Here is a 25416-nt window from a genome sequence, read left to right on the forward strand (position 1 = left end):
AGTTGGTGCGCGCTGGCCGGCGCCGCCGCGCTGGCCGGCGGCATCGTGGCGGACCCGAACGCTCCGGCGGCGCAACGCCCCAGCGTGATCAACACCGCCAACGGCCTGCCGCAGGTGAACATCCAGGCGCCCAGCGCCGCCGGGGTGTCGCGCAACCAGTACAGCCAGTTCGACGTCAACAAGGGCGGGGCCATTCTCAATAACAGCGCCACCAGCGTGCAGACCCAGCTAGGCGGCTGGATCCAGGGCAACCCCAACCTCAATCCGGCCGCGCCGGCGCGGGTCATCCTCAACGAAGTCAACAGCGCCCACCCCAGCCAGCTGCGCGGTTTCCTGGAAGTGGCCGGCGGCCGCGCCCAGGTCATCGTGGCCAACCCTTCCGGCATTCTCTGCGACGGCTGCGGCACCATCAACGCCGGGCGCATGACCCTGACCACCGGCCGCCCGGAACTGAACCCGGACGGCAGCCTGGCCGGCTACCGCGTGGAAAGCGGCGTCATCCGCATCGAGGGCGCCGGCATGCAGGCCGGCAGCACCGAATACGCCGAACTGATGGCGCGGGCGGTGGAAGTGCAGGCCGGCATCTGGGCGCCGCAGCTTAGCGTCAGCGCCGGCCGCAACCGCATCAGCGCCGATCACCAAAACATCCAGGCCCTGGCGGCGGACAGCGCCGGACGGCCCGGCTTCGCCATCGACGTGGCGCAACTGGGCGGCATGTACGCCGGCAAGATCCGTCTGCTGGCCACCGAGGCCGGCGTCGGCGTGCGCAGCAGCGGCCAACTGAGCGGCGACGAGCAACTGAAGCTGGACAGCGCCGGCCAACTGACCCTGAACGGCCGCCAGAACGGCGGCGACATCCAATACCATGCCGCCGGCGACATCGAACACGGCGGCGCCAGCTACAGCCGCGGCAAGCTGGAGCTGAGCGGCGACGCCGCCCTGCGCCAGAGCGGCACCGTGGCGGCGGCCGGCGATGTGACGGTGAAGGCGCGCAGCATCGCCGCCAGCGGCGATTTCGCCGCCGGCAGCGACGACAAGGGGCAAGTGGGAACGAGCGGCGCGCTGAGCCTGAACGCCGGCGACAAGCTGCAACTGAGCGGCCACGCCTTGGCCGGCTCCAGCCTGGAATTGAAGGCGGCGGCGCTGGATGCGGCCGACGCCAAACTGCGCGCCAAGGATAGCGTGACGCTGACGGCGGAGAACGGGCTGGGCCTCAGCCGCGCCAGCTTGAACACCGGCCGGCTGCTCATCCAGGCCGGCGGGCAGCTCAATAGCGACGCGGCCAAGCTGCAAGCCGGTCAATGGCGGGCCAGCGCCGCCGCGCTCAGCAATCAGGGCGGCGTTTGGGAACAGATAGGCCAGGGCAGCGGCGATTTCCGCATCGGCCAACTGCTGGACAACCGCGGCGGCCGCATCGAGGCCAACAGCCTGGCGCTGAGCCTTGGCCGGCTGGATAACGGCGGCGGCAAACTGCTGGCCCTGGGCGACACGGCGCAGTCCTGGAGCGTGCGGCAAGATCTGAGCAATCAGGGCGGCCTGATCGGCGGCAACGCCGAGCTGCGCCTGAACGCCGGCAGCCTGGACAATGCCGGCGGCACGGTGCAAAGCGCGCGCGGTCTCACGCTGCGAATCGATGCCGCCGCCGGCAACCGCGACGGCAAGCTGCTGGCTGCGGACGGTTTGAACTTGACGGCCGGCAGCCTGGACAACCGCGACGGCGGCCGTGTCGATGCCGGCAAGAATCTGGTGCTGAATACCTCCGGCCTGCTGGACAACCGGGCCGGTCTGCTGGCGGGCAATACCGATGTCGCCATCAGCGCCGGCGCGCTGAGCAATGCCAAGGGCGCGATAGAAAGCCTGGGGAAACTGAGGCTGAGCGCCCAGGGCTTGCTGGACAACAATCAGGGCAAGCTGCTCAGCGCCGGCGCGCAGATGCTGAAAGCCGATGGCTTCGCCAATGACGGCGGCAGCATAGGCAGTCGCGGCAGCCTGTCACTGGACAGCGGCGCCGCCAGCAACCGCGACGGCGAAATCCTCAGCCTGGGCAATGCCGAATTCAAGTTGGCCAGCCTGGACAACGCCGGCGGCAAGGTGCACAGCGACGGCAATTTGGAGCTGCGGGCACAGGGCGACATCCTGAATCAGCAAGGGGTGGTCAGCACGCTGCAACAGCTGGAGCTGCACAGCCGCGACGGCAAGATAGCCAGCCAAGGCGGCAAGCTGCAGGCCGGCGCTACGCTGAACGCCAGCGCGAAGCTGCTGGACAATAGCCAGGGCGGCGTCATCGACGGCGGCGGCAAGCTGACGCTGAACAGCGCCGGCCAACTGGGCAACGACGGCGGGCGCATCCATGGCGGCGCGGCGGTGGAACTTCATGCCGGCGGCCTCGGCAATGCCGGCGGCGCGCTGGAAAGCGCAAGCACGCTTACGCTCAAGGTGGACGGCAGGCTGGACAACCACGGCGGCAAACTGTTGAGCGAGCAAGCGCAGAGCTTGCAGGCCGGCAGCCTGAGCAATGACCAGGGCAGCATAGGCAGCCGCGCCGGCTTGACGCTGGACAGCGGCGCCGCCAGCAACCGCGGCGGCGAAATCCTCAGCCTGGGCGATGCCGAACTCAAACTGGCCAGCCTGGACAATGCCGGCGGCAAGCTGCACAGCGACGGCAAGCTGGAGTTGAGGGCAGAGGGCGATATCCTGAGCCGCAAGGGCCAGATCAGCGCCTTGAAGCAAGTGGAACTGCATAGTCAGGGCGGCAAACTGGACAGCCAAGGCGGCAAGCTGCTGTCCGGCGGCACGCTGAACGCCAGCGCGCAGCTGCTGGACAATAGCCAGGGCGGCGTCATCGATGGCGGCGGCAAGCTGAGCTTGAACAGCGCCGGGCGGCTGGACAATGCCGGCGGTCGTATCGGCAGCGGCGCCGACATCGCGCTGCGAGCGGGCGAACTCGAGAACGCAGGCGGCGTGGTGGAAGGCGAGGCTGCCGTCAGCGCGAATATCGACCAGGCCTTGAACAATGGCCAAGGCAAGCTGCGCAGCAAGCAGGCGCTCAGCGTGCAGGCCGGCAGCGTCAACAACGACGGCGGCGAGATCGCCAGCCATCAGAGCTTGAGCTTGCAAGCCGGCGCCGCCAGCAACCGCGGCGGTGAAATCCTCAGCCTGGGCGATGGCGAGTTCCAATTGGCCAGCCTGGACAATGTCGGCGGCAAGCTGCTCAGCGACGGCAAGCTGCGGCTAGGGGCGCAGAGCGACATCCTGAACCAGCAAGGGGTGGTCAGCACGCTGCAGCAACTGGAACTGCATAGCCGCGACGGCAAGATAGACAATGCCGGCGGCAAGCTGCAGGCCGGCGACACGCTGGCGCTTAGCGCGCAACAGCTGGATAACGGCCAGGGCGGCGTCATCGACGGCGGCGGCAAGCTGACGCTGAACAGCGCCGGCCAACTGGGCAATGACGGCGGCCGCATCCATGGCGGCGCGGCGGTGGAACTGCAGGCCGGCGGCCTCGGCAATGCCGGCGGCGAGCTGGAAAGCGCAAGCACGCTGACGCTCAAGGTGGACGGCAGGCTGGACAACCTCGGCGGCAAATTGCTGAGCGAGCAAGCGCAGAGCTTGCAGGCCGGCAGCCTGAACAACGACCAGGGCAGCATAGGCAGCCGCGCCGGCTTGAAACTGGACAGCGGCGTCGCCAGCAACCGCGGCGGCGAAATCCTCAGCCTGGGCGATGCCGAACTCAAGCTGGCCAGCCTGGACAATGCCGGCGGCAAGCTGCACAGCGACGGCAAGCTGGAGCTGAGGGCAGAGGGCGACATCCTGAGCCGCAAGGGTCAGATCAGCGCCTTGAAACAATTGGAACTGCATAGCCAGGGCGGCAAGCTGGACAGCCAAGGCGGCAAGCTGCTGTCCGGCGGTACGCTGAACGCCAGCGCGAAGCTGCTGGACAATAGCCAGGGCGGCGTTATCGATGGCGGTGGCAAGCTGAGCTTGAACAGCGCCGGCCGGCTGGACAATGTCGGCGGTCGCATCGGCAGCGGCGCCGACATCGCGCTGCGAGCGGGCGAACTGGAGAACGCAGGCGGTGTGGTGGAAGGCGAGGCCGCCGTCAGCGCGAATATCGACCAGGCCTTGAACAATGGCCAAGGCAAGCTACGCGGCAAGCAGGCGCTAAGCGTGCAGGCCGGCAGCGTCAACAACGACGGCGGCGAGATCGCCAGCCTGCAAGGCTTGGATTTGCAGACGGGCGCGGCCAGTAACCAGGGCGGCACCATCGCCAGCCTGGGCAAGGGCGAGCTTCGCTTGGATAGCTTGCGGAACATCGACGGCAAGATTCTGAGCGGCGGCCAACTGCAGTTGGCCGCGCAACGCGACATCCAGAATGCGCGCGGACTGATCGGCGCCGATCAACAACTGAGGCTGAGCAGCCGCGACGGCAAGATAGACAATCAGGGCGGCAAGCTGCAGGCCGGCGACACCTTGGCGCTCAGCGCGCAACAGCTGGACAACGGCCAGGGCGGCGTCATCGACGGCGACGGCAAGCTGACGCTGCACAGCGCCGGCCAACTGGGCAATGACGGCGGCCGCATTCGTGGCGGCGCGGCGGTGGAACTGCAGGCCGGCGAGCTGAGCAATGTCGGCGGCACGCTGGAAAGCACCGGCGCGCAGGCGCTCAAGGTGGATGGCGCGCTGGACAACCACGGCGGCAAATTGCTGAGCGAGCAGGCGCAGAGCCTGCAGGCCGCCAGCCTGAACAATGACGGCGGCAGCATCGGCAGCCGCGCCGGCTTGAAACTGGACAGCGGCGCCGCCAGCAACCGCGGCGGCGAAATTCTCAGCCTGGGGGATGCCGAACTCAAGCTGGCCAGCCTGGACAACAACGGCGGCAAGGTGCACAGCGACGGCAAGCTGGACGTGCGGACACAGGGTGAACTCCTGAACCGCAAGGGCCAGTTCAGCGCCTTGAAACAACTGGAGCTGCGCAGCCAGGCCGGCAAGCTGGACAACCAGGGCGGCAAGCTACTGTCCGGCGGCGCGTTGAACGCCAGCGGACAACAACTGGACAATAGCCAGGGCGGCATCATCGACGGGCGCGGTGCGCTGGACCTGTCCGCCAACGATGGCCTGGACAACCGCGGCGGCGCGATCAGCGCCGGCGCCGGCCTGACGGCGCAGGCCGCCAAGATCGACAACGCCGGCGGCGCAATGGAAAGCGAAGCCGCGCTGACCTTGAGCGCCAGCGGCCAGCTGAATAATGCGAAAGGCTCCTTGCTGAGCAACCAGCGGCAAAGCCTGAAAGCGGGCAGCCTGAACAACGACGATGGCGACATCGTCAGCCGCGCCGCGTTCAAGCTGCAAACCGGCGCCGCCAGCAACCAGGGCGGCCGCATCACCAGCCTGGGCGACGGCGAGATCCAGCTGGATCAACTGGACAATGGCGGCGGCAAGCTGCAAAGCGGCGGCGCGTTGACCCTGCTGAGCCAAGGCGAGATCAAGAACCAGCAGGGCCGCATCAGCGCTCAGCGCACGATGCGGCTGGACGGCAGCGCGCTGCGCAATCAGCACGGCACGCTGGCCGGCGGCGAAGGCATCGAGCTGCGCGCCGGCCAGATGGATAACCAGGATGGCGCGGTGGCCAGCCAGCACGGCTTGAGCTTGACGCTGGACACGCTGGACAACCGCGACGGCAAGATGCAGACCCTGGGCGAAATGACGCTGAGCAGCGCCGGCCTGCTGAATAATCAGGGCGGCAAGCTGGTGGCGAATCAGGGCCTGCAACTGAGCGCCGGCGAACTGGACAACCAGCGCGGCCTGATCAATAGCGGGCAGGCCATGAAGCTGGACGGCGGCGTGCTGCGCAACCAACACGGCAAGCTGATCAGCAGCGCTGATGCGAGCTATCAGCTGACGCAGTTGCTCAATCAGGACGGCGAACTGCAAAGCGGCGGCGCGGCGCAACTGAGCCTGAGCGGCGCGCTGGACAATAGCCAGGGCAAGATCATCACCGACCAGGGCCTGCGGCTGCAGGCCGCCGCGGTCAACAACGCCGGCGGCATGCTCAGCAGCCGCGGCGCCTTGGCGCTGAGCGCCGGCGAACTGGGCAACCGCTATGGCAGCCTGCTGAGCCTGGGCGATATCAGCCTGGGCCTGAGCGGCTTCGACAACCAATACGGCCAAGTGCAGACCGCGGGCGCGCTGGACGCGCAACTGAGCGGCCAGATCGACAACCGCCAGGGCAAGCTGATCGCCGATCGCGACCAGCGGCTGCGCGCCAGCCTGCTGCACAACCAGGGCGGCGCGGTCAGCAGCGGCCAGGCGCTGAGCCTGAACGCCGGGCAATTGAACAACCAGGGCGGCAAGATGGTGGGGCAGGCCAGCCTTAGTCTGGACCTGCGGCAGGATTACGTCTTCCGCGACGGCGACACCCTGGCCAGCCAGGGCGCGCTGAGCCTGCGCACCAGCGGCAGCCTGCGCAATGAGGGAAAATGGGCCAACGCCGGCAACATCAGGCTGCAAGCAGCCAGCTTCAGCAATGCCGCCGGCGCCAAGCTGGCCGCGCGCGGCCAGCTGGACATCAACAGCACCGGCCAGGCGCTCAACCAGGGCCGGCTGGACGCCGAGCAACTTAGCTTGACCGCGGCGGCGCTGGACAACACCGGCATGATCAGCGGCCGCGACGTCACGGTGAACGGCGGCGTCATCGACAACCACGGCGGCCAGGCGGTGCTGGCCGCCACCCGCAGCCTCAGCCTCAACGCGGGCAGCCGCCTGAGCAACCGCGACAGCGGCTACATCTACAGCGGCGGCGCCTTGAGTCTGAGCAGCGGCGACCTGATTGAAAACATTTCCACCACCATAGAGGCCGAAGGCGATGTTTCCATCCGCGCCGGCCGGCTCAACAACCAGCGCACCCACGTCAATATCCAGCGCGCGGCGGAATCCAGCACCTATCGTTGGAATAAGTACAACTTCTATTGGCGCACCTGGGGTGCTTACGGTACCGGTGACCTGAGCGCCACCACCCAGAACCTGCCGTTCAACGACGCGGCGGCGGCCAGCAGCAAGTACGGCACCATCCTGCAAGTGGATGCCGCCAATAAGAAGGCGCTGGTGCGCTTTCTGGGCGACAAGCAGCTCTGGGTCAATTACAACGCGATCAAGCAAAACGCCAACGGCAGCTACGACATGACCTTCTACGAAGGCCGCGCCTGCTACGGCAAGGGGGAGGCCTGCCCGTATCAGCAAATCGTCCAACGTGAGTTCGGCTCCTCCAATATCGAACAATGGGACCCCAACCAGCACGTCAACCCGCTGGAACTGAACAATATCGAGGACCAGTACAACTTCCGCGAGCGTTCGGCCAACGGTACCCGCACCGTGGACAAGCTGATTTCCGCTGGCGCGGTGGCCACGCTCAGCGCTGGCGGCCAGATGAGTATTTCCATCAGCGGACAGCTGTTGAACGATGCCAGCAGCATCGCGGCCAATGGCAATCTGACCATCAACGGTCAGGACAATGGCGGCGGCGACGCGCGCGTGGTCAACCGCGCTTACTCCATCAATGAGCGCCGGCAGGAAACCGGCGTGGATCACTATGATCGTCACGTCGGCCACCATTGGTATCGCTCTTACACCTTGGACAAGACCACGGCGCTGGAAACCCTGGACGCCACCATCGCCGGTCACCAGGGCGTCAGCGTGCGCGCGCCCAGCATAGAAAACATCACCGTCAATCCGGCCCAGGTCAGCGTGGCCGAAGCGGCCAAGGCCGCCGCGCAGGCGGAACAGGCGGCTTGGGACGGCGCGCAGACCGCCGCCAGCGCCGGCCAGGCCCGTGGCGGCCAGGGGCCGCAGGCCGGCCGCCTGGGCCAGGTGCAATCCGGCGCGGAGGCCTTGCCCTTGAGTTTGGGCGCGGGCGAACGCATCGCCCCTAGCGCCGGGCATAACGCGGTGGCCGCGGTGCAAGCCGGCACGGCGGCACAGCAGGTCAAGCTGGAGCAAAACCCGTCCACAGTCGGCCCGGCGCTTGAAGGCGCCAAGCTGGAGCACGCCCAGGCCGGCGGCGGCCCCGCCGCCGCGCAAGTGGCCACGGCCCAGCCGCGCGCGCAAACGCATCCGCTCAAGGGCAGCGCCGCCCAGCCCGGCTTGCTGGACCGTCTGCCCAACAACCAGCTGTTCCAGCAAAACCCCAGCCCCACGGCGCCCTACTTGATAGAGACCGACAGCCGCTTCACCGAGTACAACAACTTCGTCAGCAGCGACTACATGCTGAAACAGTTGAACTACGACCCGGCCGGCGTGCACAAGCGCTTGGGCGACGGCTATTACGAGCAAAAGCTGGTGCGCGACCAGATCCTGGCGCTGACCGGCCGCCCATCGCTGCGCGGCGAAGACGCCACCAAGCAATTCAAGGCGCTGATGAACCAGGGCGTCAACGTGGCCAAGGACTTCCGGCTCACCACCGGGGTGGCGCTGACGCCGGCGCAAATCGCCGCCTTGCAGCAAGATATCGTCTGGATGGTCAGCGAAACCGTCCACACCGCCAACGGGCCGCAAACCGTGCTGGTGCCCACCGTCTATCTGGCGCACAACACCGTGGGGCTCACCGGCGACGGCGCGGTGATCGCCGGCAAGGACCTCAGCCTGTCCGCCGCCAGCCTGAGCAATAGCGGCAAGCTGCAAGCCGATCAAAGCCTGGTGGCCAAGGCCGATGTCATCCGCAACACCGGCGGCCTGATCCAGGCCGACACCGTCAAGCTGCTGGCGGACAGCCTGACGCTGGACACCGATCTGCAGAACGCCGGCCGCCAGGCCGCCGTCAGCGGGCGCGACATCAGCTTGAGCGGCCAGGACATCACCCTGCTGGGCGCCAAGGTCAAGGCCTCGGAGCTGGCCAGCCTGTCCGCTAGCAACACCCTGAGCATCAGCACCGCCCGCAGCAGCCGCGATGGCAGTCTGGATCTGCTCGCCGGCCGCATGGGCAATCGCGACAGCAGTCTTGGCGGCGAGGTGGGCGGCAGTGGCGTTGCGCATTACAGCGGCCATTGGGAGCAGGCGCAGGGCTCCAGCCTCCAATCCGACGGCAAGATCAAGCTCAGCGCTGGCAAGGATCTCAGCGTGACCGGCTCCAGCGCCCAGGCGCGCGATCAGTTGCTGGCCAGTGCCGGTGGCCAACTGACGGTGCGGGCGGACAAAACCACCAATAACGGCCAGCTCAGCGCCAATAGCGCCAGTTCCAACGTCAACGCCAGCCATAGCGCGGACACCCTGCATGCCAGCCAGTTGAGCGGCGGTGCCGGCGTTACGGTTGTGGCGGGACAAGACCTGAGCATTCAGGGCAGCGCCATCGATAGCAAGCAGGGACAAGTGCTGCTGTCCGGCGAAAAGGTGGACATCCTCGAGACCATGCGCCACGCCCAGGATGACGATAGAGAAAGCAAGAAACGCAGCAGTCAGCGCATCCAAAGCAGCAGCGACCTAGCGATGGGTAGCCAGATCAGCGGCCAGCAGGGCGTCACCGTCCAGGCGCGCGGCAGCGACCTGACCGTGCGCGCCAGCACCATAGATAGCGAACAAGGCACGCTGAAGCTGAGCGCGCGGCGTGATATCGATATCGGCGCTGCAAGCGAGCACGAAACCGAATTGCTGCAGAGCAGCGGCACGCGCAAGGGCTTTCTTAGCAGCACCCAAAAGCAGACTCGCGCTGAAATGGACAGCACCACCGCCAAGGGCAGCAGCTTGTCCGGCGACAGCATTGTGCTGCAAGCTGGGCGTGACCTGAGTGTGGCTGGCAGCAGTGTTGCCGCTACCCATGACGCCGACCTGATCGCAGGTCGCGATGTCAGCATCACCACCGCGGAAAGCACCCAATACAGCCATAGGGACGAAAGCGTCAAGAAATCCGGCTTGCTGAGTAGCGGCGGCATCGGCTTCAGCATCGGCAGCCAGAAACAGCGAGACCAAGTAGGCGAAACCAGCGTCAGCCATACCAGCAGCACCGTTGGCAGCGTGCTGGGCCATGTCAATGTCGATGCTGGCCGCAATGCCTTGATCAAGGGCTCCGACTTGGTCGCCGGCGGCGATATCGACGTGTTGGCGCAGAACATCCGTGTCGAAGACGTGGCCAACCGCTATCAGCGCGACGAGAAGCACGAAGCCAGCAAGAGCGGCCTGACCGTGGCCTTGTCCGGAGCGGTGGGCTCCGCCGCCAATACCGCGGTGCAACAGGCGCAGGAACTGAGCAAGGCGCCCAGCGGCCGCCTGGCCGCGCTGCAAGGCATACAGGCCGGCCTGTCCGGCTATCAAGCCTACCAGGCCTATCAGCAGGAAATGCTGAAGCCGGCGGAAGAGCAAAGCTTTGTCGGCGTCAGCCTGTCGGTGGGCAGCCAGAAGAGCGAATCCCACAGCCAGCGCCAGCAAAGCCAGAGCCAGGGCAGCCAGCTCACCGCCGGCGGCAATCTCAGCCTCACCGCCACCGGCAGCGGCGCGAAGGATGCCCAGGGCAAGGCGCAGGATGGGGACATCAGCGTCACCGGTGGCCATCTCAAGGCCGGCAAGGACCTGACGCTGGACGCCGCGCGCGACTTGCAGCTGCAGGCCGGCCATCACCAGGACAGCCAGCACGGCGGCAACAACAGCAGCGGCTGGAACGTGGGCGTCAGCATAGGCATAGGCCAGGGCGCGGGCATTTCCGTGTTCGCCAACGCCAACAAGGGCAAGGGCAAGGAGGAGGGCAATGGCAGCCGCTGGAACGAAACCGTGCTCAGCGCCGGCGACACCCTGAACCTGCAAAGCGGCCGCGATACCAGCCTGATCGGCGCGCAAGCCAGCGGCAAGACCGTGGTGGCGGACATCGGCCGCAATCTGACGCTGCAAAGCCAGCAAGACCGCGACTACTACCACAGCCAGCAAAGCAATATCTCAGCCGGCGCCAGCTTCACTTTCGGCAGCATGAACGGCAGCGCCTCCATCAGCGGCAGCCGCCAGAAGGCGGACAGCGACTTTGTCAGCGTGCAGCAGCAAACCGGCCTCTACGCCGGCCAGGGCGGCTTCGACATCCAGGTGGGCCGCCACACCCAACTGGACGGCGCGGTGATCGCCAGCACCGCCAAGGCCGACAAAAACACGCTGGATACCGGCACGCTGGGCTTCAGCAATCAGCACAACCAGGCGGACTTCAAGGTGGAAAGCCAAAGCTTCGGCTTCAGCACCGGCGGCAGCCTCACCGGCACGCTGAAAGGCACGCTGATGAGCCAGGGCGCCAGCAGCGTGCTGGGCGGCGGCAACAGCAGCGGCCACGCCGAATCCACCACCTATGCCGCGGTCAGCGAAGGGGCGATCAAGGTCCGCGACCAGGACAAACAGCAACAAGACCTGAAAGCCCTGAGCCGCGACGCCGAACACGCCGCCAACGGCCTGAGCCCTATCTTCGATAAGGAGAAGGAGCTCAACCGCTTGCAGGAAGCACAGCTGGTAGGCCAGATCGGCGCGCAAGCCACCCAGATCGTCGCCACTGAGATGATGATGAAGGCGAACGAGGAGTTGCGACGCAATCCCAAATATGCGGACAGCAAGGAATATAAGGAGCTGAACGCTAAATGGGGGGCCGACAGCGATTTCCAGCGTGCCGCCCAAGCCGCCACCGCCGCGCTGCAAGGCCTGGCCGGCGGCAATGTGCAGGCGGCCATCAGCGGCGCCGCCGCACCCTACCTGGCCGGCGTGGTCAAGAACATGACCGACGGCAACAAGGAAGCCAATGTGATGGCGCACGCCTTGCTGGGCGCGACGCTGGCGCAGATGAAGGGAGAAAGCGCGGCAGCGGGGGCGGCCGGCGGCGCAGCGGCTCCCGTCGTGGCAGAATTGCTGCTTAGCCAACTATACCCAGGGAAAGCAGTCAAGGATCTCAACGAGTCCCAGAAACAGACCATCTCCGCGCTGACCACGATGGCGGGCAGCCTGGCGGGCTCGCTGGCTGGGGGGGATAGTGCCGGGGCGTTGACTGGGGCGCAGACGGCTAAGAATGAGGTGGAGAACAACTACCTTAAGCATAAAGAGGCGAAGCGCCTTGAGGATCTGAAAACGAAAGCTAATTGTGATAGTAACTGTATAAAAGAAATTAAACAGCTCGAGGCAATTAGCAAGATTAGAGATCAGGGGCTGGATAAGTGTGAGGGAGTAAATAGCAATCAATGCAATCAGCTAAGACAGGAGGTAAGGCAAGCTGGTGCGGAATATATTAGGGCTAATGAAAGCCTTCCTTCACTCTGGTATGGAACTGAAAAGGAAGAAGCCTTGCAACTGGCTCGCGACAGCATGGGTGGTATTTATGTGAAAGATGTTGCGGCTGGTTATGTTGGAACAGTGTTCGATGGGGTCGTACAGGCATTTGGTGCAGCGGGTACATTAGGCAAAGCCGTGCTGGGCGATGAACAAGCTAGTTATCATATAAAGCAGACTGCAGGTGCTGCATGGGAGTATGTGAAGAACCCTGAGAATTGGCCGTATTTGTTAGGGATGATGACGCCTGCAGATAGGGAGAAGCTGGCTCAGGCTTATGCTTCAGGAGATAGTAAGCAAATCGGGCGAATGATGGGTGAGCAAGCTGCGAATCTTCCCATTGGCGGAGGTGGTGCTGGTACTATCAAAAAAGTGGACAAAGCGGTAGAATTGGCCACAAAAGGTGGTAAGGCTGCTGAACATGTCGCCGAGGTCGTTCAAAAGGGGGCGCAAACTGGAGGCAAGGTTCTGGCGGTGGTTGAAGTTGATGTTGGAACTGCAATCAAAGGTACTTCTGGTTATAAGTTGTTGAACGATCCGCCGCCCAATACGCATGTTAAGTTAAGCAATGGTACTGAATTTAAGACTAACGCCCATGGTTATGTTGAAGAAATTTCATTTACTCCGTCCTTGCAAAAAGGCATCAGAGATGCGAGGCAAACTGCAGTAGGCAAGGAGGGGCTTGTCTCGGATGTGGGTGGTCACATTCAGGCTTGCAGGCTTGGCGGCACTTGTGATAGATATAACTTGTTTCCGCAGGATAAGAACTTCAATAATTCGGCATACAAGAAGTGGGAAAATGAAATTAAGAGAACGTTGAAGGAGGGGGGCGTGGTTGATGCCGTTAATGTTAAGTTCTTTAGAGGTAATGCGGCTTCTCCTCGGCCGGATTCTTTACTTATCGATTATTCGATAAATGGAAAAATAATTAGTAAGTCTTTTAAAAATGAGGCCGGAAGATGAGCATAGAACGACAGGTGGCACTATTGACTGAGTTGGCTCAAATTGTACATGAGTCAGCAGAAGAACCGTATAGCGAGGCTCATTGTGATTTTGAGTATGAGTGTAGCGAAAAGGACTGGGCTGTCGGTTTTAGTTTTTCTTATACTGCACAAGGGGTGAGTAAGTCTAAGCTTTTGAAAAACCCACAAAATCAAGTGCCGGAGTTAGTGCATGAGCTACATGAGATCATGCTTCATCATACAGGTGGTTTTTGGAAGCAATTTGTATTGTCTATTGATGCTGATGGCAAGGCCTATACCAACTTTATTTATTGAGAAGTAAGCTCATCAAGGCCACGAACGGATCTCGACCTTTAGGTGTTGTATAGAAGGAACTGCATTGCAAAAAAACCCGCGGCTGCGGGTTTTTTTGCTGTGAATCGTGTGGGCTTGTTGGTGCTAGCTATGCTGGCGGCGTGACTTTAGGTTGCATCTGGATGGTCTTTTATTTGCTTGGAGTTGCTTGAAGATGGCGTCATGACAATGTGTCTTCTTGATAAGCCTATGTTTGATCTATCTTGTTGTCGTGGCTTTGGGTTGAGTGTGACTGGCAGCAAGTTTCATAATAAACAATAAAATTTTCCGACTTGTCTAACTGTTTAAGAAAAAGTCAATGAGAAAGGGAGCCGCGGTAATGGCATTGTTTTTTCATGAGGCTAGTTTGAAAATCCGCTCGCTTGATAATTCGATGCCGCCACCTGCCAATCATGTTGTGAATCCAAATTGGGGTGTAGTGGAGGAGGCTATTAAGAATAGCATATGATTTTGATGGGTTTGTAGAGATAGAGGTAGAGCCGCCGACAGCATTGTTTGTTAGTTCGATAAACCTTAAAGCTATAGGTGGAAAATTTAGAATTGTTTTGCTTACAAACTCGGAAGACCCAAAGAGTGAGCTTTTGGAGTGGTGGGGGGGGTGAGGATGCGCCCTACAACGGTAAAGAATTCTTTGCCGAGCATGAATGGGATGCACGTACTGTTTGCAGCGACATCCTCGTGGCACTTCAACTATACCATGAGTTTGTGTTGACGCAGATGTTGTCGGACCAGAGTCTTGCGAGCTTTAGGTCTCCATGGAGCCCGCTACCTTGTTGATCTCATTGGTTTACTTGGTTTGAAGCGAGGCAAGCATTAGGTTGTACTTATGGGTTTGTTAGATGAGGCAAGTTATCCGACTTTATCCTGAGTATTTCTGTCATTGCCTGTGGCGACTTTTTGATGATGACCGAATTGAATATTTTCTGGCTGAGCGTTTTCCTATCTTAAAAAATGAAGTGAGAAATTGGGAGCGCTTGCTACAGCAGAAGCTGCAAAAAGAGCTGGGCGCGGGTTACGAGGTTGTTTCTCGTTTCAAAAATAACTTGATGGAGTAGGTTGTTGGAAAGTAAAGTGGTCAGGTAAGAAATGAACATTAGCTTGAGAAGGTCATCGGAAGATCGTAGTTATGTCTTGGTCGAGGATGTTGGTTTGAATTGGCATGCATTTCCGGGATTTGCCTCTGACTTGCTTTCTAAAATGCTTGCCAGGAATGTCCGGTATTTGTTCTGTGGAGAGGTGTTTGATGCACATGTCTACCATTTTGAATGGCAAGGTGTCGAGTGTGAGCTATTTTTTGATGAGTGGCCTGGGGAGTTTACGATCCAAGCTTTAGACTCCACTCAGGTTGGTGATGGCTTTGTAAATGATCTATTGAATTGTGTGGTGAGTTATAAGGTATAGCGCTCTGTTTGGTCGCTAATAAAGCAACCCGCATTCACGGGTTTTGGCTTGTCTTGATGGCTGTTTACAAGGGTTGAAGATCAAGCTGTGAGCGTAGGCATTGAAACCAGTTGCCGCAGCGGCAGAGACGGCTCCTCGCGCAAAGCCAGGCCTTGCGCGAGGAGCCGTTTTATCGCCTGATGACGGAATGAGGCTTTGACGCAGCGCCCCTGGTGAAGCAAGCAGGGGCGCGCGGAGGCTTTAGAACGAGTAAACCAAGCCCGTGCCAAAGGAGCTGATGCCGGCATCGTAGAAGCTGATGTCGGAGTTGGATTTGCCGTAGGCGGCGCTGACGAAGCCGGACAAGGCCTTGTAGCCGAACAACTGGTGGCGCAGATAGCCGACATCGATGGCGAAGGCCTTGCTGTCGGCTTTTTTATTGTTGAACAGCGGGTTGGCCTGGTCGAAGCGTTGCTGGCGGTAGAGCAGGCCGGCGGTGAAGGTGTTGAGGTCGCTGCTGTAGGCGTAGTCCAGGCTCAGGCCGGCGCTCTTATTGCTCATCGCGCCGCCGTCCAGCTTGTCCTTGCCCCATACCAGGCCCGGAGTCAGGGTCTGGTTGGGGGCGAATGCCCATTCATAGCCCACTTTGAGCAAGGTGGCGTCGCCGTTGCGGTTCAGCGTGGCGCGGTCGGCCGCGCTCAGGCTGGCCACGCTCTGGCCGCTGCGCTCGTCGTCGATCTTGATGTTGCGCTGGGTGAGCAGGGCCTTGAAGCCGGTGCCCATGATGTTTTCCCAGCCCAGCAGCAGGCCGGTGGACTTGCGCTTGGTGCTGTCGCGGTCCACGCCCACGGCGTAGGGGTCGGTCCAGGTGTTTTTGCTGAGGCCGCCGTAGAGCAGGCCAGCGGAGACGATGCCGTTGTTGCCCACTTCCTGGCGCACGCCCAGTTCCAGGGTGTCGTCCATGCCCAGCGGGTCGTGGATCTGGCTGTCGAACACGATCTGGGTGCGGCTGGCGGCGAAGGTGTAGCTGAGGCTCAGCACCGGCAGCGCGAATGTGTCGTTATGGGATTCCGGCGAGTCGTTGAGGCTGTTGGTTCTTTGGTTCTTGTCGCCCTTGTAGAGGTTGGACTTGACCTTGTTGCCGCCCACGCCCAGGCCGACGCTGCCGTTGAAGCCGCTTTCGGTGGGGATGGGGTCGGCGGCGGCCAGGCCCGCGAGCAGCAGGGCGCTGAGGCCAATGCTTATATTGCGCATGTTCACAATCCTTTGATGATGAGGGTGCTATGGACTTCCAGTGGTCGCTACGCCGTGGCGCACGGCGATATTGCAATCTGATGAACGGATAGGCATGAGCAACGACTATGTCTTATGCATATTGATTCGGCCGCTTATAGTAGCCGGAAAGCGAGTGGAATGTCTCTTATTCGTGCACCGCTTTGAAAAACGAGCGGGTTTAGGCGCTGGCTTGTTGCGCATTTGCCAGCGGGCGCAGTGCTTGCCGGCCGCGACGCCGTTGCGTCGCGGCTTAGTGCATATATTAAATATGAGGCGGCGGTTTACGCATCATTTGGCGTAGCGCCGCTTCGTAGGTGTTGAGCCGATCGATGTAGTCGAACACGTCCAGCTGCGCGATGCTTTGCGCCAGCACCAGTTCGAGCAGGTGGAAGAAACCGGCCCAGTAGCCGCGTTCGGCTCCGGGCGCGTCGAAGTCGACATCGCCGGCGATGCGGGCCAGCAGGAAGTGGTCCGGGCTGCCGGGGTTGTCTTGCAGGAACACGAGGAAGTGCGCGGCGTATTCCCGGCCCAGCAGATAGGCGTGCTGACGGTCGTTCGTCGGCGGCACTTGCCAGCAGTGCACCCTGGGCTGGTCCGGCCGCAGCGCGGCGAAGGGCAGGGCCTGATAGGGCTGGGGTTCGGGGTTGGGGAGGTAGCGGCGGCGAGGCGGCTTGGGAGGTAGTGTCATGTGCAGGTTCCTTTCATGGTAAACCCTGCACCCCCGTTTGCAATCGGGAAGGCTGGCGCATGACAGGGATTGCAAAACCGGGAAAAGACAACCGGCAGGCCATAGGCCTCCCCGCCATGGCCCGCCGTTGAAGGCATTAGCGATGGCTTTGTCATTTCCATTCCGGGTTTGCAATCCCGGTACTTCGAGATAGAAGCACGGTCGCATTATTGCCGGCTCCTGGCGCGCTAGGCAAGCGCGGCGGGCGACGCCTCTCCGGGCTTAGTGCCTTGGGCTGCTCCGATCACGGCGTGGCGAGGGCTTATGCTTGCGAGAGGCCCGGCTCTGGATTGGGAGGTGGCGATGGCGAAGCGGTTTTGGAAGGCGAGTCATGCCATTGCTCTCGCTCATCATCCTGACCTCAATTGGGAAGGCGGGCGCGTGGCAGGGTTGAGAGACCGGTGCAAAGGGCCGGCAAGGCCATAGGCCTCCCCGTCACGGCCCGCCGTTGAAGGCATCAGCATAGTGTTGTCTTTTCGATTCCGGCTTGCAATCCCGGCGCTTCATGCATTCTTGCGGGCTCACGGCGCACCCGGCAAGCGCCGCTGGCGGCGATTTTCGGGGCAGGAACTTGACGGCGGCGGGGGTGGGGCGAAAACGGTTGGTGGTAGTATGGAACGATCAGCAACCATGCCGCGGGAGGGCTGGCATGACGAGAATGCGCCGCTTTGCCTGGGCCGTGTTGTTGCCGCTGGCCTTGTCCGCGTGCTCGCAGCAGCGCGCCGCCGATGGCTCGCTCAAGCGTCGGCTGGATTGGCAGGAGGCCCTGGCCTTCGTGCATCAGGATGTGCCGCTGGCCGGCAATCACCTGGTGCTGCGCTCGTCGCTGGGCGGACGCTTTGAGCTGAAGTTCTATGATCGCCAGTTTGTGGCGCCTTTGGACCCGCAATGGGAGCGGGTGCGCATCGTGGATGCGCGCGTCGTCGGCAAGGACGCGCTGGTGCTGTTGCGCGCGGACGATGCGGAGTGCGCGCCGGCTTATCGTCTGCTGCAGCTGCGCGATTACCAGGTGCGCAGCTGGACGCTGGTGGCCAGTTGCAATCAGGAGGGGGCGATGGCGGTGGACGAGGATGACGGCGGCTGGCGCGCGCGTCAGCCGCGCAATCGCCTGAACGCGATGGTGTGGACTTGGCGTGGCGGCGAGCTGGAGGCCAGGCTGGAGCGCCCGGCCTCGGCTTATGATTCGCCGCGGACGATTTCCCGCAGCGGTGGGCGCATCGCGCGCGGGCCGCGCGGCGGCCGCGGCGAGTTGCCGGACAATGAGCGCGGGCTGCCGCCGGCGGAGTAGTTGCTCACTGCGCCGGCGTCACCCGCACCTTGATGCTGCGCTCCAGCTGCACATTGCTGCGGCTGACGCCGATGAGCACGGTTTCCTGACCGCTCTGGTCGCGGCCGATGCCGCCCACGGTCAGCCATTCGCCCAGCGCGCCTTCCACGGTGGTGGCCAGTTTGGCGCTGTCCAGGTTCTGACCGTTGAAGGCTTGCTGGCTGGCGGCCAGTTCCAGCGTCACGCGCTGGCCGCGCAGCCGCGGCCGGGCGTAGAAGCCGGTGACGGCGTCCTGGTAGCGCACGCCCACCACCGGGCGGCCGTCGGCGCCGAACATCAGCCAGGGCAGCGGCCGGCTGCTGCCTATCTCGATGAAGCCGGTCTTGCCGTCCAGCATGCGCAGCGCCTGGCTGGCTTGCAGCCGGGCGTTGGACTGGCTGGCGCCGCCGGCGATCACCACCTGGCTGCCGGGGCGCAGCGTCATCGGCTTGCCGGTGCTGATGCTGTAGCCGCCGCCCTGCACCTGGCCGCCCAGTTGCACCGCGGATTTGCTTTCGCGGCTGACGCCGTCCTGGGCCACTTCCACCAGCAGGGACGAGGATTTGACGTCCAGCTGGCGGATCAGTCGCCGCAGCTCGGCGCTGCGGCCGGGCGGGGCGTCCAGGATCAGCTGGTTGCCCAGCGCGCCCAGCTTTTCGCCGTCGCGCAGTTGCGGGCGCAGCGCGGCGGCCACTTCGTCGCCGTCGCGCCAGTTGAGGGTGATCACGTCGGCGGCTTGCGCGGCGGCGGCCAGGCTCAGCAGCGCGGCCGCCAATAGGGTTTTTCGTTTCGATCTCATGTCACAATTCCTTGCCGGAGCGCCAGATGGCCCAGACCAGCCACACGCTGTTGAACATGGCCAGCATGAAGCCGATGAAGCCGAAGAAGGGCAGGCCGAACAGCTTGGGTCCGGCGTTGACGGTCATCACGATGGAGGAGCCTATGATCAGGCAGCCGGTGACGATGCCCATGGTCAGCCGGTTGGCGCTGCGGTCCAGCTGGCGGCCGAAGCTGTCCAGCCGTTGCAGGTCCAGGTTGACGCGGAACTTGCCGTGGCGCATGTCCTTGGCCATGCGCATCAGGTCGCGCGGCAGGCTGGAGAGCATGGACAGCGCTTCGCTCAGCGAGTGGCGGCCGCGCTTGAACAGGGCGCTGGGGTGGTAGCGGGCGATGGAAAGCTCGCGCACGAAGGGGGTGATGTGGGCGATCAGCTGGAAGTTGGGGTCCAGCTGGCGGCCCAGGCCTTCCAGGGTGATCAGCGCCTTGAACAGCATGGCCATGTCCGGCGGCAGCAGGATGGAGTGGTCGCGGATCAGCGCCATGATGTCGCCGATCAGCTGGCTGATGTTGATGCCCTTGAGCGGCACGTGTTCGTACTGGAACAGGAATTCGGCCACGTCGTGGGCGAACTGGCGCTCGTTGACCGGGGTGCTGCCGGTCCATTCGATCAGCACGTCGATGATGCCGGCTTCGTCGCGGTTGGCGACGGCGGCGAGCAGGTCGACGATTTCATCGCGGCGGCCATGGCTGATGCGGCCCACCATGCCGAAGTCGATGAAGGCGATGCGGTGTTCCGGCAGGAAGAACACATTGCCGGGGTGCGGGTCGGCGTGGAAGAAGCCGTGGATCAGGATCATCTTGAGCACGGCGTCGGCGCCGCGCTGGGCCAGCAGCACCGGGTCCAGGCCGCTGTCGGCCAGTTGTTCCAGCCGGGTGGCGGGCACGCCGGCGATGTAGTCCTGCACGTTGACGGCGGCGTTGGTGTAGTCCCAGTACACCTTGGGCACTTGCACTTCCGGATCGTCGGCGAAGTCGCGGGCGAAGCGTTCGGAGTTGCGCGCTTCCACCGCGAGATCCATTTCGCGCTTCAGCGAGCGGGCGAACTGGCCGACGATTTCCACCGGCTGGAAGCGGCGCACGTCGGGGAATTCCAGTTCCAGCAGGCCGGCCAGGTGATTGAGGATGCGCAGGTCGGCGTCCACCTTGTCCACGATGCCGGGGCGGCGCAGCTTGACCGCCACTTCGCGGCCGTCGCGCAGGGTGGCGCGGTGGACCTGGGCGATGGAGGCGGAGCCTATGGGTTCGAGGTCGAAGCTGGCGAACAGCGCTTCCGGTTCCGCGCCCAGCGCGGCCTTGACCAGGCTGCGCACCGATTCCGGGCTGACCGGCGGCACCTTGCTCTGCAGTTTTTCGAATTCGGCTATCCATTCCGGCGGGAACACGTCCACGCGGGTGGACAGGATTTGGCCGAGCTTGATGAAGGTGGGGCCCAGTTCTTCAAAGGCCAGGCGCACGCGCACCGGGGTGGGCGGGCGGCTTGCGGATTCCGGCAGGTCCAGGTTCAGCCATTGGCCGGCTTTTTCCACCGCGCGCGGTAATTTTAGCCTTTGGGCGAATTCGCCCAGGCCGTGGCGGATCAGGATGCCGCTGATTTCTTTCAGCCGCGGCAGGTCGCGCATGGCGATCAGGGTTTCTCTCAGCATGAATGCTGCCTTGTGGGCATGGGGTTGTCGCTCAAAAACAAGGGCTTGCCGGGCGGGCGCGCCGACGCGGCCTTGCCGCGGGGTTTTCGCCGTCCGTCATGCCATTGCGATGGATTGTACGCCATTAGTGGCGGCTGTCTCGGCCAAGGTTCAAGCCAGGGCTCAAGCCGGGCGGCCCAAAGCGCCGGAAACGGCCTGCCTGCGGCTTTACACTGCCGCCCCCGTCCGATAGAGTTCGGCCTATGAAATTGCAACTCCGCTTAATGACTCTGGTGCTGGCGGGCTTTATGGTATTCGCTGAAGCGGCGCCGGAAAAGGCCCCTCCGGAAGGGCGCCCCGCGGCGGAAGCTAGCGCGCAGTCCGGCCAGGACGATCCCATATCCAAATTCTCCTCCCCCGCGGAAGACGCGGTGGGGGATCTGCTGTTGCAAGCCATGAGCCTGTTGGGCGTGGCCTATCGTTTTGGCGGCAACTCGCCGGAAAACGGCCTGGATTGCAGCGGCTTTATCCGCTATGTATTTCAAAAGTCGCTGAAGGTGAATCTGCCGCGCACGTCCGCCGAAATGGCGCGAGTGGGCAAATCCATCAATCGCGGCGAACTCGTGCCCGGCGATCTGGTCTTTTTCAACACCCGCGGCTTCACGTATTCGCATGTCGGCATGTATATGGGCAATGGCAAGTTCATCCATGCGCCGCGCACCGGCAAGAATATCGAGGTGGCCAATATCAATCAAAGCTATTGGGCCGGCCGTTTCAACGGCGCGCGGCGGGTGAACCGCAGCACGGCGGCGCAGGCGGCGGACACGTCGGATGATCTGAACGTGGCGGCGCCGGTGCGCAAGGTGGCGGACAGCGCGCCCGCGGTCAAGTGCCGCAAGGGCAAGAAGTGCAAGGTGGAGGCGGCGGCCAAGAAGGGCGGCAAGGCCGAATCCAAAAAGGCCGGCAAGGGCGGCGCCGCGAAGAAGGGCGGCAAGGCGGCTGCCGGCGGCAAGAAAAAAGCCAAGCGTTGATTGGCGGTTTAAGCTGGTAACGATAGCAGGATTGACATTGCCCGCATTGCGGGCAATGTGCTTTGGAGTGAAACGATGGCATTGAACGTGACTATTCCGGTGTGGAAGGACCCACAAGGCAATGTGGTGGCCTGCGTGGAGAAGCTGAAGGTGATGCAGGAGAACCTGGAGGAGCTGGCGCAGCTGGCGCAGGACGCGCTGGAAGACGCGGTGCTGATGGGCTGCGACGAGCATCAGGTCAAGGATTTCCTGGTGCAGGTGATGCAAAGCCTGCACAACCCCTATCAAGGGCGCTGAGCGCCGTTTTCATCCACCCCCTCGGGCCGCCGCCGCGCGCGGCGGGCCCGCGACTCGCTCCGGAAAGGGGCTTTTTTGATGCATTGGCCTTTTGAAGCCTTTATCGGCCTGCGTTATTTGCGGGCCAAACGCCGCAACGGTTTCATTTCCTTCATTTCCCTGATTTCCATCATCGGCATCGCGCTGGGGGTGGCGACGCTGATCATCGTGCTGTCGGTGATGAACGGTTTCCAGAAGGAGATCCGCGGCCGCATCCTGGGCGTGGCCTCGCACCTGGAGATCAGCAGCTTCGACGGCCGGCTGGAGCATTGGCAGCAGACGGCCGAGCTGGGCCGCCAGCAGCCGCATGTGCTGGCCGCGGCGCCCTTCGTCAGCGGCCAGGGCCTGTTTTCCGCCTACGGCAATGTCCGCGGCGGCCTGCTGCGCGGCATCGAGCCGGCGCTGGAGAACAAGGTGGTGGACGTGGGCAGCCACATGGTGGCCGGCAAGCTGGAGGATTTGCGTCCCGGCGAGTTCGGCATGGCGCTGGGCGCGGAATTGGCGCGTCAGTTGAACGTGGGCCTGGGCGACAAGGTGATGCTGTTCGTGCCGCAGGGCACGATCACGCCGGCCGGCATGCTGCCGCGTTCCAAGCAGTTCACCGTGGTGGGCATTTTCAAGGTGGACATGTTCGAGTTCGACGCGTCGATGGCGATGGTGAATCTGCGCGATGCTCAGGTGCTGTCGCGGCTGGGCGATAATGTCAGCGGCGTGCGCTTCAAGCTGGACGATCCGATGCTGGCGCCGGCGGTGAAGACGTCACTGCGCGCCAAGCTGCCGCAGAACCTGGTGACGGACTGGACCGACAGCAATTCCAATTATTTCCGCGCGGTGCAGATCGAGAAGCGGATGATGACCATCATCCTGACCTTGATCGTGGCGGTGGCGGCGTTCAATCTGGTGTCCACGCTGGTGATGGTGGTGACCGACAAGCAGGCGGACATCGCCATTCTGCGCACCCTGGGCGCCTCGCCTGGCAGCATCATGAAAATCTTCATGATCCAGGGCTCGGTGGCCGGGGTGCTGGGCACTTTGTCCGGGGTGGTCTTCGGCGTGGTGGTGGCCTTGAACCTGGGCGTGATCGTGCCGGTGATCGAGCGCATCATCGGCAGCAAGATTCTGTCCAGCGAGGTGTATGTGATCGACTATCTGCCGTCCGACGTGCAGTGGAGCGATGTATCCTCCATCACCCTGATTTCCCTGGCGCTGGCCTTGCTGGCCACGCTGTACCCCAGCTGGCGCGCGGCGCGCACGCAACCGGCGGAGGCCTTGCGCTATGAGTAATGTGTTGTCGTGCCAAGGGCTGGGCAAGTCCTATAACGAGGGCAAGCTGCAGTTGACGGTGTTGTCCGATGTCAGCCTGTCGGTGGAGAAGGGCGCCAGCCTGGCCATCGTCGGCGCGTCCGGCTCCGGCAAGAGCACGCTGCTGCATTTGCTGGGCGGGCTGGACACGCCGAGCCAGGGCAGCGTCGAGGTGTTGGGCCGCGATCTGGCGACCTTGTCCGAATCCGAGCGCGGCCGCTTGCGCAATGCCTCGATGGGCTTTGTGTACCAGTTCCACCACTTGCTGCCGGAATTCAGCGCGTTGGAAAACGTGATGATGCCGCTGTTGATCCGCCGCATGGCGCGCAAGCAGGCGGAAGGGATGGCGGGCGAGATGCTGGAACGGGTGGGCCTGGGCCAGCGCCTGCAGCACAAGCCGGGCGAGTTGTCCGGCGGCGAGCGCCAACGCGCGGCGATCGCGCGCGCGCTGGTGACGCAGCCGGCCTGCCTGCTGGCGGACGAGCCCACCGGCAATCTGGACGTGCACACCGCGCGCCAGGTGTTCGACCTGATGCTGGAGCTGAATCGCACGCTGGGCACCAGCCTGATCATCGTCACCCACGATCTGGACCTGGCCGCGCGCACTCAGCGCACGCTGCGGCTGAACGAGGGCCGGCTGGCCGAACTGGCGCCGGAGCGCGCCGACAGCGCGGGCCTGGCGCTTTGATTGTTTTCGGACCCGTTTCAAACTTAGGAGACCACATTGCTGTTCAAGCGTGAAGAAATCGATTTTGATGCCTTGCTGGATATTTTGCAGACTTCATCCGGGATGATGGAGGCCGTCATCGGCGTCCTGTGCATCTTCATCGCCTTCCACCTGGCCCGCTTCACCTTCAAGCATGTCTTCGCCCATGCGCCGGAGCGCTATGAGCGCTTCCTGCCCTATGTCGGCTTCCGCCTGGTGCTGCCGGTGGCGGCGCAGGCGCTGGTGCTGCTGTCGCGCTCGGCCTGGGTGCATTTGCTGCATGAGCGGGCGATGATCCTGCATCTGTTGAGCGCGATGCTGTTCTGGCTGACGCTGATCCGGCTGTGCTGCGCGGTGGTGCGCCAGGCCTTGCCCAAGGGCCGTTTCGAACGCCACACCGAGCACTTCCTGGCCACGGCGCTGTGGCTGGGTTTCGTCAGCTGGGCCATCGGCTTCGACATGGTGGTGATCGACTGGCTGGAGTCGATGTCGTTCTCGGTGGGCAAGAGCCGGCTGAACATGCTGACCATTCTGAATGGCCTGCTGTGGGTGTCCATCATCGTAGTGGTGGCCTTGTGGGCCAGCCGCCTGATCGAATCGCGCTTGATGAATTTGAAGCACCTGGACCCGAGCCTGCGCATCGTGTTCGCCAAGCTGACCCGCACCGGGCTGTTGATCGCCGCGGTGCTGATCGCGCTGCCGGTGGTGGGCATAGACCTGACCGTGCTGTCGGTGTTCGGCGGCGCGGTGGGTATCGGTCTGGGTTTCGGCTTGCAGAAGATCGCCAGCAACTTCGTGTCCGGCTTCATCATCCTGCTGGACCACTCCATCCGCATCGGCGACCGGCTGATGGTGGAGAATCGCGTCGGCTACGTGACCAAGATGACCTCGCGCTATGTGGTGCTCAAGGGCGCGGACGGCACCGAGGCGCTGATTCCCAATGACTCGCTGATGTCCAACACCGTGGTCAACCAGTCGTACTCCGACAAGAGCATGTGGACCAGCTTGCCGGTGTCGGTGGCTTACGGCACCGATCTGGACAAGGCGCTGGAATTGCTCAAGCAGGCGGCCAATCATCCGCGGGTGCAGCAGGAGCCGGCGCCGCGCGGCTTCGTCACGCTGTTTGGTGATAGCAGCATCAATCTGGAGCTGGGTTTCTGGGTGGCGGACCCGGAAAACGGCTTCATGGGCTTGAAATCCGATTTGAATATGGCAATCTGGCGGCTGTTCCAGCAGCACGGCATTCAAATGCCGTTCCCGCAGCGGGAAATCCGCATACTCAACGACAAGCCGCAAGAATAAGGCAGG

At 63.0% G+C, this 25416-nt stretch carries 13 protein-coding genes; 9 read left to right on the plus strand and 4 right to left on the minus strand.

Annotated elements, in window-relative coordinates; genetic code table 11:
- Positions 1-45 precede the first annotated feature (45 nt).
- From LQT98_RS05530 to LQT98_RS05540, 3 genes are all read left to right on the plus strand, one after another.
- Complete coding sequence (locus LQT98_RS05530; protein WP_231461422.1) at positions 46-13230, plus strand: hemagglutinin repeat-containing protein; 13185 nt, start codon at positions 46-48, stop codon at positions 13228-13230.
- On the plus strand, positions 13227-13544 hold the full coding sequence (locus LQT98_RS05535; RefSeq protein ID WP_231461423.1) for a hypothetical protein: 318 nt from the start codon (positions 13227-13229) through the stop codon (positions 13542-13544). Before LQT98_RS05530 ends, LQT98_RS05535 begins: the two co-directional genes overlap by 4 nt.
- Before the next feature lie 878 nt (positions 13545-14422).
- Positions 14423-14638, plus strand: coding sequence for a hypothetical protein (locus LQT98_RS05540; RefSeq protein ID WP_231461424.1), 216 nt, complete (start codon positions 14423-14425; stop codon positions 14636-14638).
- A gap of 586 nt (positions 14639-15224) precedes the next feature.
- On the opposite strand, the gene LQT98_RS05545 is transcribed toward LQT98_RS05540, so the two are convergent.
- On the minus strand, positions 15225-16217 hold the full coding sequence (locus tag LQT98_RS05545) for a DUF2860 family protein (protein ID WP_231461425.1): 993 nt from the start codon (positions 16215-16217) through the stop codon (positions 15225-15227).
- Positions 16218-16500: 283 nt separating this feature from the next.
- Positions 16501-16926, minus strand: a complete 426-nt coding sequence (locus LQT98_RS05550; protein ID WP_231461426.1) for a hypothetical protein — start codon at positions 16924-16926, stop codon at positions 16501-16503.
- A 688-nt stretch (positions 16927-17614) separates the two neighbouring features.
- On the opposite strand from LQT98_RS05550, the gene LQT98_RS05555 reads away from it, so the two are divergent.
- Complete coding sequence (locus LQT98_RS05555; protein ID WP_231461427.1) at positions 17615-18253, plus strand: hypothetical protein; 639 nt, start codon at positions 17615-17617, stop codon at positions 18251-18253.
- Positions 18254-18257: 4 nt separating this feature from the next.
- Here the strand turns inward: LQT98_RS05555 and LQT98_RS05560 are convergent, their stop codons facing one another.
- Both LQT98_RS05560 and LQT98_RS05565 read right to left on the minus strand, forming a co-directional pair.
- Complete coding sequence (locus LQT98_RS05560; RefSeq protein WP_231461428.1) at positions 18258-19070, minus strand: hypothetical protein; 813 nt, start codon at positions 19068-19070, stop codon at positions 18258-18260.
- A gap of 1 nt (position 19071) precedes the next feature.
- Positions 19072-20754 carry an ABC1 kinase family protein gene (locus LQT98_RS05565; protein WP_231461429.1) on the minus strand — a complete coding sequence of 561 codons (1683 nt, stop codon included), beginning with the start codon at positions 20752-20754 and terminating at the stop codon, positions 19072-19074.
- A gap of 287 nt (positions 20755-21041) precedes the next feature.
- Here LQT98_RS05565 and LQT98_RS05570 point away from each other — a divergent pair, with 287 nt between their 5' ends.
- From LQT98_RS05570 to LQT98_RS05590, 5 genes are all read left to right on the plus strand, one after another.
- On the plus strand, positions 21042-21764 hold the full coding sequence (locus tag LQT98_RS05570) for a C40 family peptidase (protein WP_231461430.1): 723 nt from the start codon (positions 21042-21044) through the stop codon (positions 21762-21764).
- A 75-nt stretch (positions 21765-21839) separates the two neighbouring features.
- Positions 21840-22061, plus strand: a complete 222-nt coding sequence (locus LQT98_RS05575) for a hypothetical protein (protein ID WP_197081402.1) — start codon at positions 21840-21842, stop codon at positions 22059-22061.
- Positions 22062-22139: 78 nt separating this feature from the next.
- The gene (locus tag LQT98_RS05580; RefSeq protein WP_231461431.1) at positions 22140-23384 is read left to right on the plus strand and encodes a lipoprotein-releasing ABC transporter permease subunit; all 1245 of its coding nucleotides are present in this window, start codon (positions 22140-22142) and stop codon (positions 23382-23384) included.
- Positions 23377-24090, plus strand: coding sequence for a lipoprotein-releasing ABC transporter ATP-binding protein LolD (gene lolD / locus LQT98_RS05585; RefSeq protein WP_231461432.1), 714 nt, complete (start codon positions 23377-23379; stop codon positions 24088-24090). Before LQT98_RS05580 ends, lolD begins: the two co-directional genes overlap by 8 nt.
- A gap of 36 nt (positions 24091-24126) precedes the next feature.
- The gene (locus tag LQT98_RS05590; RefSeq protein WP_231461433.1) at positions 24127-25410 is read left to right on the plus strand and encodes a mechanosensitive ion channel family protein; all 1284 of its coding nucleotides are present in this window, start codon (positions 24127-24129) and stop codon (positions 25408-25410) included.
- Positions 25411-25416 lie beyond the last annotated feature (6 nt).

This window comes from Chromobacterium aquaticum, assembly GCF_021129195.1.
Classification (GTDB): domain Bacteria; phylum Pseudomonadota; class Gammaproteobacteria; order Burkholderiales; family Chromobacteriaceae; genus Chromobacterium; species Chromobacterium aquaticum.